Below are 9,785 nucleotides of genomic sequence, written 5' to 3' on the forward strand. Positions count from 1 at the left end.
TTTCGCTGGGATGACGAGCTTTGGAATTGGATCGCTTTAAGAACAACTATTATCTGCATTCTCAACCTAGGCGGCGCGCTGCCAGGCTGCGCTGTCGTTCTCCCACAAGGGGAGAAGAGGACACACGCACAACAAGGAATTGCCTCCCGCGCAGCAGCGATTGCTTGCCCGCGCCGCGCGCCGGTTTATCTAGGACACCATGCCCATCACGCCCGACACCCTGTCGCTCATCGGCCATACCCCTCTCGTCCGCCTCAAGGGGCCAAGCGAGGCGGCTGGCGCCGAAATCTTCGGCAAATGCGAATTCGCCAATCCCGGCGCCAGCGTGAAGGATCGCGCCGCGCTGTTCATCGTCCAGGATGCCGAGGAGCGTGGACTGATTGCGCCCGGCGGCACGATCGTCGAGGGGACAGCGGGCAATACCGGTATCGGACTGGCGCTGGTCGCCAATGCCAAGGGCTACAAGACGATCATCGTCATGCCCGAGACGCAGAGCCGCGAGAAAATGGACACGCTGCACGCGCTCGGCGCCGAACTCGTGCTGGTGCCGGCCGCGCCCTATTCGAACCCAGGCCATTTCGTGCACACCAGCCGGCGCATCGCCGAAGAGACGCCGAACGCGATCTGGGCCAATCAGTTCGACAATATCGCCAATCGCAAGGCGCATATCGTCGGCACCGCCGAGGAGATCTGGGAGCAGATGGACGGGCGGATCGACGGGTTCACCTGCGCGGTGGGGACGGGCGGAACGCTGGCCGGCGTTGGCCTCGGCCTCAAGTCGCACGACGAGAAGGTAACGATCGCGCTGAGCGATCCCGATGGCGCCGCGCTATATTCTTATTATGCCTGTGGCGAACTCCACAGCGAAGGATCGTCGGTCGCGGAGGGGATCGGCCAGGCGCGGATCACCGCCAATCTGGAAGGCGCGCCGGTCGACACCCAATTCCGCATTTCGGACGCCGAAGGATATCATTGGGTCAGGCGCCTGCTCGACGAAGAGGGGCTTTGCCTGGGCCTGTCGTCAGGGATCAATGTCGCCGGTGCCGTCGCGCTGGCGAAACAATTGGGCCCGGGCAGCAGAGTCGCGACGATCCTGTGCGACACGGGATTCCGCTACCTTTCAACGCTCTACAACAACGACTGGTTGGCATCCAAGGGATTGGTTCCCGCCTGATGCGGTAGGCCGTGGCACCAGCAAGGTCGACAAACGCCTCGCGATGCGTTACATAAATGCCACACAAGTATGAAAACACTGGTTCGCGACAACATTCAAACGATGCAGCGGGTGAAGGTCGGCATGATCGGCCTCGCGGCGGTATTGCTGATGATCGGCATCGCCGCGACCCTGTTCGCGATCGTCAGCCGGGAACGTCCGCTCAATGCGGTCGGCGCGCCCAAGGTCGATGTTGCCGCCAATCTCGCCGCGTCGAACAGCACCGCTCCAATCGATACCGCGACGAGCGAGCCGCTCGCCGAAATGGGCGTCGCTCCGGCGGCATCGCCCACTCCCGCCAAGCACTGATGTCCGCCTCCCTGCCGGGAAGCGATGGGAAATCATCCCAAAGCGCGGCTGAGTCGGGCGGATTCCAACTTTTCAAGCCCTTGCCGGTGCCTTCAAGCACCAGAAGGGCAGGCTATGGTTAAAGAAACTTTCATAGTGTTTGGAATAGCTTAGCCAAACGTGGCCAATTTTGGCCCATCAAACACCAAAAATTCCCATTGAATCCCATCCGGTGGCTTGATACGCCAGTCTCCGGAAGTGGGGCGTTTTTACCCGTTGATTCTGATCACCGCGGCGCGAGCGAGGGCTCGTTCCGCGAACGGGGAAACGCATGTCTGGTTCGGGGCGAACGGTGGCTGGGAGTATCTATACGGGAACAGCGCTGCAGCTTGTCGATGACAAGAACCGCGTTTCCATACCCGCCAAGTTCCGCGACGCCGTCATCGACAACACGCCGCCCGAGCGGTTCAAGAAAGGTCCGTTCGTCCTCATGGGTCAGCACCCCGAGGCGAAGTGCCTGATCGCCTACGACCAAGGCTATGTCGACTCGAAGCTGGCCAAGGCCGCGGCGGGCGATAACGACCCCGCCTTCAACGTCCTTCGCGTCATTGCCGGCGGTGCCGAGGAAGTCGGTTTCGACAGCACTGGCCGCGCCGTCATCATCAACTGGATGAAGGAAGAGGCCGGCATCGCCAAGCACGCTTTCTTCTACGGGTCGCTGACGCATTTCGAGATGTGGGATCCCCACACCCTTCTCGCCGCGACCGACGACCAGGCTGCCCCCGTCCTCAAGCGTATCTGCCGCAACCTCATGCAGGAGAAGGGTCTCCTGTGAGCACGCCCACCCCCCATATTCCGGTGCTCATCGATGAGGTAATCGACGCTCTCCGCCCCACCCCGGGAGAGCGCCATGTCGATGCGACCTTCGGCGCCGGCGGTTACACTCGGGCGATCCTCGCCACTGGCGCTGAGGTGGTCGCGTTCGACCGCGACCCCGATGCGATCGCCGGCGGTGAGGAGATGGTCGCGGAGTCGGACGGGCGGCTAACGCTCGTCGAGGCGCCATTCTCCGCGCTCGAGTCCGAACTCGATGTCCGTGGCCTCACCCCAGTCGACGGCGTGGTGATGGATATCGGCGTGTCGTCGATGCAGCTCGACCAGGCCGAGCGCGGCTTCTCGTTCCAGGGCGACGGGCCGCTCGACATGCGGATGAGCCAGTCGGGCGAGACCGCCGCCGATTTCCTCAACAATGCCGATGAGAGCGACATCGCCGATGTCCTCTATCTCTATGGCGAAGAGCCCCGTTCGCGCCGCGTTGCCCGGGCGATCGTCTCCGCAAGACCCCTTACGCGGACTTCCGAACTCGCGACGGTAGTGAGGAAGGCGCTAGGCCATAAACCGCACGACAAGAAGGATCCGGCGACGCGGACCTTCCAGGCCGTGCGGATTCATATCAACCGGGAGCTCGGCGAGCTGGCCGATGGTCTCGCCGCGGCGGAGCGTGTGCTCAAGCCCGGTGGGCGGCTGGCCGTGGTGACCTTCCACAGCCTGGAGGACCGGCTGGTGAAGCATTTTCTGCGCGAACGGAGCGGCGCGATGCCGTCGGGTTCGCGGCATCTGCCGCCTCAAGCCGCTCCGGCCGAGGCGACATTCGAAATGATCGGGCGCGCGGTGCGCCCCAGTGACGCCGAGCTGGCGCGGAACCCGCGTGCTCGCTCGGCGACCTTGCGTGTGGCCAGGCGGACCGCGTCGGCAGCCTGGGTTGCGGGAGAAATATGATGGTTGTGGCGCATCGATTTCGTTGGTTTGGCTGGTTCGTGCTCTGTGTGAGCGTGATCCTCGGCTGTTACCTCATGTCATCGCGCGTAGCGGCGGAACGCAACAAGCTCGCGGCGATCGAATCCTCGATCGCGCGGACGCAGCGCGACATCACCGCGCTCGAAACCGAATTCGACACGCGCGCCAGCTTCGCGCAACTGCAGCGCTGGAACGGCGACACGCTCAAGCTGTCGGCGCCGACCGCCGGACAATATATCCGTAACGACGCCGAACTCGCCCAGGTCGATTTCAACGCGCCAGCGCCGACAGGCGGCCCGCAAGTCCAGACCGCCGCGGCGGTCATCCCGAGCGCCCCTGTGACGCCGACCGAAGTGGCGGTCGCCGCTGCACCGGCCGCACCGGTGGCGGCTGCTCCAGCCAAGATGAAGGCGGCGGTCGCAATGGTCTCGGCGCCGGTCGGGGCGAAGCTCCAGCTCGCCGCGGCCAAAACGACGATCAAGGCGAAGCCGGCTACCGTGGCGTTGCTCGATCGCAAGCTGCTCAGCGATACGACGTTGGGCTCGCTGTCGCGTGGCGCGCGTCGGGAGGATGGCGCGCGATGAGCAATCTGCTCGCACGGCCGGTCGCGCCGCGTCGTCTTGCCGACGAACGCGCGCTGGTCCGTGCGACCGCGCAAAAGCGGTTGATGATCATGATGCTGCTCTACGGCGCGGCGATCGGCGTGGTCGTCGCCAAGCTCAGCTTTTTCGCGTTTTCGGCGGGAACCGCGACCGCGTCGACAATGACCGACCGCGTGATCCGCGGCGATATCGTCGACCGTAACGGCGACCCGCTGGCGCGCACGATCGACGCCTGGGCGATCGGTATTCATCCCGACCAGATCCTAGGCGATCGCCGCGAGATTGCGCAGCGTCTGGCCAATATCCTCGGCCTCGACGAAAACCAGATTTACGGCAAGCTGCAGGGCACCAGGTTCACTTATATCGAACGCGACGCCTCGGCGTCGCTGGTCACCGAGGTCAACGCGATCGGCGAGCCGGCGATCGTGTTCGAACGCCAGCAGCAGCGGCTCTATCCGCAGTCGGAACTCGGCGCGCAGGTGCTCGGGTTTCTCGACGTCAACAATAAGGGCGCGAGCGGGATGGAACGCGCGCTCGATCAGCGGCTGACCTCGCCCGACACTGCCGGCAAGCCCGTCGCGCTGTCGATCGACGCGCGCGCGCAGTCGGCGCTGGAGAATGAGCTCGGCCAAGCCGTCACCACGCTCAAGGCCAAGGGTGGGGCGGGGGTCGTGCTCGACGTTCGCACCGGCGAGATCATGGCGCTGGCGTCCTTCCCGACCTTCAATCCCAACAATCCCGGACTCGCGCCGAAGCCTGCGCTCGGCGCCGATGGCAAGCAGCTTCCCGGTCCGTTTTTCAACCGCGTTACCAGCGCGGCCTATGAACTCGGATCGACCTTCAAGCCGATCACCATGGCGGCAGCGATCAACAGCGGCACCGTCACCTCGATGGCGCGGCGCTTCGACGCGACCCAGCCGCTGCAGATCGACGGGTTCAAGATCCACGACCACGACGGCGAAGGCCGCTGGCTCAACATTCCCGAAACGCTGATCCATTCGTCCAACATCGCCACCGCGCGTATCGCGGACGAAATGGGCGGCGACAAATTGTCGGCGATGTTCCGCGCGATGGGCTTCGACAAGCCGATGCCGTTCGAACTGCCGGCGCGGGGCCGGACATTGTTCCCGCAGAAATTCAGCCGCGTGACGACGATGACCGCGGGCTTCGGCCACGGCATCGCGGTGACGCCGCTTCACCTCGCCGCCGCTTATGCCGCCTTGGTCAATGGCGGCGTATGGCACCCGGCGACCTTGATGAAGGTGCAGCCCGGCGCTGACGTGCCCGGCCGCCGGGTGATCAGCGAGCAGACCAGCTATCGCCTGCGCCAGCTGCTTCGCCTCGTCGTCACCGCAGGTACCGGCAAGAACGCCGAGGCACCTGGTTTCCGCGTCGGCGGCAAGACCGGCACCGCCGAAGTGGCGACCGGCGGCGGTTATTCGAAGAAAGCCAACGTCTCGACCTTTGCGGCGGCTTTCCCGATGGACGCACCGCGCTATGTGGTGATCGTGATGCTCGATTCGCCCGTCGCAGCCGTGACCACAGCCGCTTATACCGCTGCGCCCGTGGTCAGCCGTTTCATCCTTCGTGCCGGGCCGATGCTCGGCGTGATGCCGGACCCCTCGCGCGACATCAATGTCGACGAGCTGATGCCGCTGATCTGGCACCGGCCCGGGGAAAAGCCGCAGACGATGGCGGATCCCGAATGAAACTCGGCGGGCTGGTGACGGGCGGGGGCGACGCCAGCGTCACCGGCTTCGCGATCGACCATCGCAAGGTCGCGCCAGGCACGATCTTCGGCGCGTTCGAGGGCAATCGCGTCAATGGTGAGGACTTCATCCCGGCTGCGGTCGCGGCAGGCGCGATCGCCGTTGTCGCGCGTCCGGACGTCGCCGTCGACGGGGCGCTGCACATCGCCTCGGACAATCCGCGCCAGGCTTTCGCGCATCTCGCCGCGCAATTCTTCGCGCCGTTTCCCGAAACGGTGGTCGCGGTCACCGGCACCAACGGCAAGACCTCAACGGTCGAGATGACGCGCCAATTGTGGCGGATGGCGGGGCATCATGCCGCGTCGATCGGGACGCTAGGCGTAACGACCTCGGACGATAGCGTCTCGACCGGCCTGACCACGCCCGACGTCGTCACTTTCCTGTCGAACGTCGCCGGGCTCGCGCGCGAGGGCGTCACCCATGTCGCGTTCGAGGCGTCGAGCCACGGCCTGTCGCAATATCGCACGGAGGGGCTGAAGGTGATCGCCGCGGCCTTCACCAATCTCAGCCGCGACCATCTCGATTATCATGGCGACATGGCCGCTTATTTTACGGCGAAGCTCAGGCTGTTTTCGGAAGTGCTCGATCCCGACGGGACCGCCGTCGTCTGGGCCGACGATCCGCAGGCCGCGCGCGTCGTCGATCTCGCGCATGCGAGACGCCAGCGCCTCGTCACGGTCGGCGAACGCGGCGGCGCGCTTCGGCTGGTCAGCCGCGATCCGACCTTACTCGGCCAGGGCCTGGTGATCGAGGCCGAGGATCGCGAACTCAAGGTCACGCTGCCGTTGATCGGCGCCTATCAGGCCGCCAATGCGCTGACCGCGGCCGGGCTGGTGATCGCGACCGGCGGTGACGTTGTCCAGACCATCGCCAATCTCGCGCGGTTGCAGCCGGTACGCGGACGGCTCGAGCGCGCGGTGATCACGCGAACCGGGGCGCCGGTCTATGTCGACTATGCGCACACGCCCGACGCGCTGGAAGCGGCGATCGCCGCGCTCAAGCCGCACACTGCCGGGCGGTTGATCGTCGTGTTCGGCGCCGGCGGCGACCGCGATCACGGCAAGCGCGAGCTGATGGGAGAGATCGCCGTGCGCTACGGCGATTTGGTGATCGTCACCGACGACAATCCCCGCAGCGAAGATCCGGCGGCGATCCGCGCCGAAGTGCTCAAGGGCGCGCCGGGGGCAATCGAGATCGGCGACCGCCGGTCGGCCATCGCTTATGCCGTCGGCCAGGCGGGCGCCGAGGACATCGTGCTGATCGCCGGCAAGGGGCACGAACAGGGCCAGATTGTCGGTGACCTGGTGCTGCCATTCGACGACGTGAGTGTAGCGCGCGAGGAGGCGGCGGCGTGACGCGTGGCCAAAACCGGGCTGCCCGGTTAGAGGAGGGGATGCTTGCCACTTTCCTCGCAATCACCCTCTTTCGATCACCTCGTTTGGCCGGAGGAGCGCAATGACGCTCTGGACATCGGCCGACATCGCGACAGCCACCAACGGCGCCGCTTCGGCGGCGTTCGACGTTTCTGGCGTCACCTTCGATTCGCGTGAAGTGGGGCAGGGCGACCTGTTCGTCGCGCTGACCGGTGAGACCACCGATGGCCACAAATTCCTCGACCAAGCGTTTGACCGCGGCGCCGCCGGCGCGATCGTCAGCCAGGATACGCCGCACCCCAATGTCCGGGTGTCGGACACGTTCGCGGCGCTGGAAGCGCTGGCCAAGGCGTCGCGCGCCAGGACGTCGGCGAGAATCGTCGGAGTAACCGGATCGGCGGGGAAGACGGGCACCAAGGAGGCCTTGTTCGCCGCGCTCGACCGTTCGCCGGCCAAGTCGGCGCATCGCTCGGTCAAGAGCTACAACAACCATACCGGCGTGCCGCTCAGCCTGGCGCGGATGCCGGCCGAGGTCGATTACGGCGTGTTCGAGATGGGGATGAACCATCCCGGCGAACTCGCACATCTGACGACCCTGGTGCGGCCGCATGTCGCAATCGTCACCGCGATCGCGCCAGCGCACGCCGCATTCTTCCCCGACGAAAGCGCGATCGCCGACGCCAAGGGCGAGATTTTCCAGGGCCTTGAGCCGAACGGCGTCGCGATCATTCCCTATGACAGCCCGCATCGCGATCGCCTGGCCGCGGCCGCCGCGCCGCATGCTGCGCGCACGGTCACCTTCGGGATCGACGAGGGCGCCGACGTCCGCGCGATCGAAGCGGTCAAGGCGGCCAATGGCGGCACCTTCGTCACCGCTCGGGTCGGCGAGCGCGAGCTCAGCTACACCGTCGCGCAACCCGGGAAGCATTGGGTATCCAATTCGCTGGCCGTGCTGGCTGCGGTCGACGCGGTCGGCGGCGATCTCGCGCTGGCCGGGCTGGCGCTTGCCGATCTCGGCGGGCTTGCCGGACGCGGCGCCCGCTTCTCGGTCGAGGTGAAAGGCGGCCGCGCGTTGGTGATCGACGAGGCGTACAATGCCAATCCGGCGTCGATGCGGGTGACGCTTGCGGTGCTCGGCGAAGAAGAGGCGGCGCGGAAGATCGCGGTTCTCGGCGAAATGCGTGAACTCGGCGACAAATCGGACGGCTATCACGCCGCCCTCGCCGGCCCGGTTCGTGACGCTGGCGTCGAGCTGGTCATTCTCGTCGGCGAAAAGATGGAGCCGCTCGCCGAAGCGCTTGAGGGCCAGGTCGAAATCGTCCATGTGCCCGACGCCGCTGCCGCGCGCGACCGCCTGACGGCGACACTCGAAGCGGGCGACGCGGTTCTCATCAAGGGTTCGAACGGGGTCGGGTTGTCTGCGGTGGTCGCAGCGCTCGCCGGCGGGAAAGTATAATGCTGTATTGGATCGCGCAGGCGCTGGGTTTCCCGCACGTTCTCAACCTGGTCCGTTACCAGACCTTCCGCTCGGGTGCGGCGGTGGCGACCGCGTTGCTGATCGGGCTGATCATCGGGCCGCGCTTCATCGGCTGGTTGCGCGTCCGCCAGGGCAAGGGGCAGCCGATCCGCGCCGACGGTCCGCAAACGCACCTCGCCAAGCGCGGCACGCCGACCATGGGCGGACTGATGATCCTGACCAGCATGACGATCTCGATCCTGATCTGGATGGACCTGACCAACCCGTATGTCTGGGCATGCCTGTTCGTCACCCTGGGGTTCGGCACGATCGGATTCCTCGACGATTACGACAAGGTGCGCAAAGCTAGCACGGCAGGCGTCTCCGGCAGGGTGCGCCTGCTCGGCGAATTCGCCATTGCCGGCATCGCCAGCGCGATCATCATCCACACCAATACCGCCAACGGCACGCACCTCTATCTGCCGTTCTTCAACTCGGTGGTGATCGATCTCGGCTGGTTCTACGTCCTGTTCGCTGCCTTCACGATTGTCGCGTTCGGCAATGCGGTGAACCTCACCGACGGGCTCGATGGTCTGGCGACGATGCCGGTCATCATCGCCAGCGTCGCGTTCATGCTGATCGTCTATCTCGCCGGCAACGCGAAATTCGCCGATTATCTCGGCATCCCGCACATCCCGCGCGTCGGCGATCTCGCGATCTTCTGCGGCGCGATGATCGGCGCGGGGCTCGCTTTCCTGTGGTTCAACGCGCCGCCCGCGGCGGTGTTCATGGGCGATACCGGCAGCCTCGCCTTGGGCGGCGCGCTCGGCGCGATCGCGGTCACCGTGCATCACGAGATCGTGCTCGGCATCATCGGCGGGCTGTTCGTGGTCGAGGCGATGAGCGTGATCATCCAGGTGTTCGTCTACAAGCGCACCGGTAAGCGCGTGTTCCGCATGGCGCCGATCCACCATCATTTCGAACAGCTCGGCTGGCCCGAATCGACTGTCGTCATCCGCTTCTGGATCGTGGCTTTGGTCCTCGCGCTCGCCGGTCTGGCGACGCTGAAGCTGCGGTGATCACCAACCCGTCCTGGCGCGGAGAACGCTATGCTGTGCTCGGGCTTGCACGCTCGGGCGTGGCGACCGTGCGCGCCTTGCTGGCGTCGGGCGCTGAGGTGGTTGCCTGGGACACGGATGAGAGCAAGCGGACCGCCCTCTCAGCCCCTCCCCTTCAGGGGAGGGGTTTGGGGTGGGGGAGTGCCCCAAGCGACTCGCCTGCGGATAA

At 65.6% G+C, this 9,785-nt stretch carries 9 protein-coding genes and 1 pseudogene; all 10 read left to right on the forward strand.

Annotated elements, in window-relative coordinates:
• The first annotated feature begins 199 nt into the window (after positions 1–199).
• Positions 200–1,174, forward strand: coding sequence for a cysteine synthase A (locus SAS01S_RS20300; protein ID WP_066812802.1), 975 nt, complete (start codon positions 200–202; stop codon positions 1,172–1,174).
• 69 nt (positions 1,175–1,243) lie between these two features.
• Complete coding sequence (locus SAS01S_RS20305; RefSeq protein WP_066812803.1) at positions 1,244–1,522, forward strand: hypothetical protein; 279 nt, start codon at positions 1,244–1,246, stop codon at positions 1,520–1,522.
• Between the two features lie 331 nt (positions 1,523–1,853).
• Positions 1,854–2,336 carry a division/cell wall cluster transcriptional repressor MraZ gene (locus tag SAS01S_RS20310; protein WP_066812804.1) on the forward strand — a complete coding sequence of 161 codons (483 nt, stop codon included), beginning with the start codon at positions 1,854–1,856 and terminating at the stop codon, positions 2,334–2,336.
• The gene (gene rsmH / locus SAS01S_RS20315; RefSeq protein WP_174544995.1) at positions 2,333–3,280 is read left to right on the forward strand and encodes a 16S rRNA (cytosine(1402)-N(4))-methyltransferase RsmH; all 948 of its coding nucleotides are present in this window, start codon (positions 2,333–2,335) and stop codon (positions 3,278–3,280) included. Before SAS01S_RS20310 ends, rsmH begins: the two co-directional genes overlap by 4 nt.
• Before the next feature lie 74 nt (positions 3,281–3,354).
• On the forward strand, positions 3,355–3,882 hold the full coding sequence (locus SAS01S_RS20320; RefSeq protein WP_245657038.1) for a hypothetical protein: 528 nt from the start codon (positions 3,355–3,357) through the stop codon (positions 3,880–3,882).
• Positions 3,879–5,609, forward strand: a complete 1,731-nt coding sequence (locus SAS01S_RS20325) for a peptidoglycan D,D-transpeptidase FtsI family protein (protein ID WP_066812808.1) — start codon at positions 3,879–3,881, stop codon at positions 5,607–5,609. The genes SAS01S_RS20320 and SAS01S_RS20325 overlap by 4 nt, the downstream gene beginning before the upstream one ends.
• Positions 5,606–7,024, forward strand: coding sequence for a UDP-N-acetylmuramoyl-L-alanyl-D-glutamate--2,6-diaminopimelate ligase (locus SAS01S_RS20330; RefSeq protein WP_066812809.1), 1,419 nt, complete (start codon positions 5,606–5,608; stop codon positions 7,022–7,024). The genes SAS01S_RS20325 and SAS01S_RS20330 overlap by 4 nt, the downstream gene beginning before the upstream one ends.
• 100 nt (positions 7,025–7,124) lie before the next feature.
• Positions 7,125–8,498: a UDP-N-acetylmuramoyl-tripeptide--D-alanyl-D-alanine ligase gene (locus SAS01S_RS20335; protein WP_066812810.1), complete on the forward strand. Its 1,374-nt coding sequence runs from the start codon at positions 7,125–7,127 to the stop codon at positions 8,496–8,498.
• On the forward strand, positions 8,498–9,577 hold the full coding sequence (gene mraY, locus SAS01S_RS20340) for a phospho-N-acetylmuramoyl-pentapeptide-transferase (RefSeq protein ID WP_066812814.1): 1,080 nt from the start codon (positions 8,498–8,500) through the stop codon (positions 9,575–9,577). Before SAS01S_RS20335 ends, mraY begins: the two co-directional genes overlap by 1 nt.
• Positions 9,574–9,785 (forward strand): annotated as a pseudogene (locus tag SAS01S_RS23410) (UDP-N-acetylmuramoyl-L-alanine--D-glutamate ligase); the annotation flags it as partial. The gene mraY and the pseudogene SAS01S_RS23410, both read left to right, overlap by 4 nt.

Origin of the sequence: Sphingomonas asaccharolytica NBRC 15499 (assembly GCF_001598355.1) — a bacterium.
Classification (GTDB): domain Bacteria; phylum Pseudomonadota; class Alphaproteobacteria; order Sphingomonadales; family Sphingomonadaceae; genus Sphingomonas; species Sphingomonas asaccharolytica.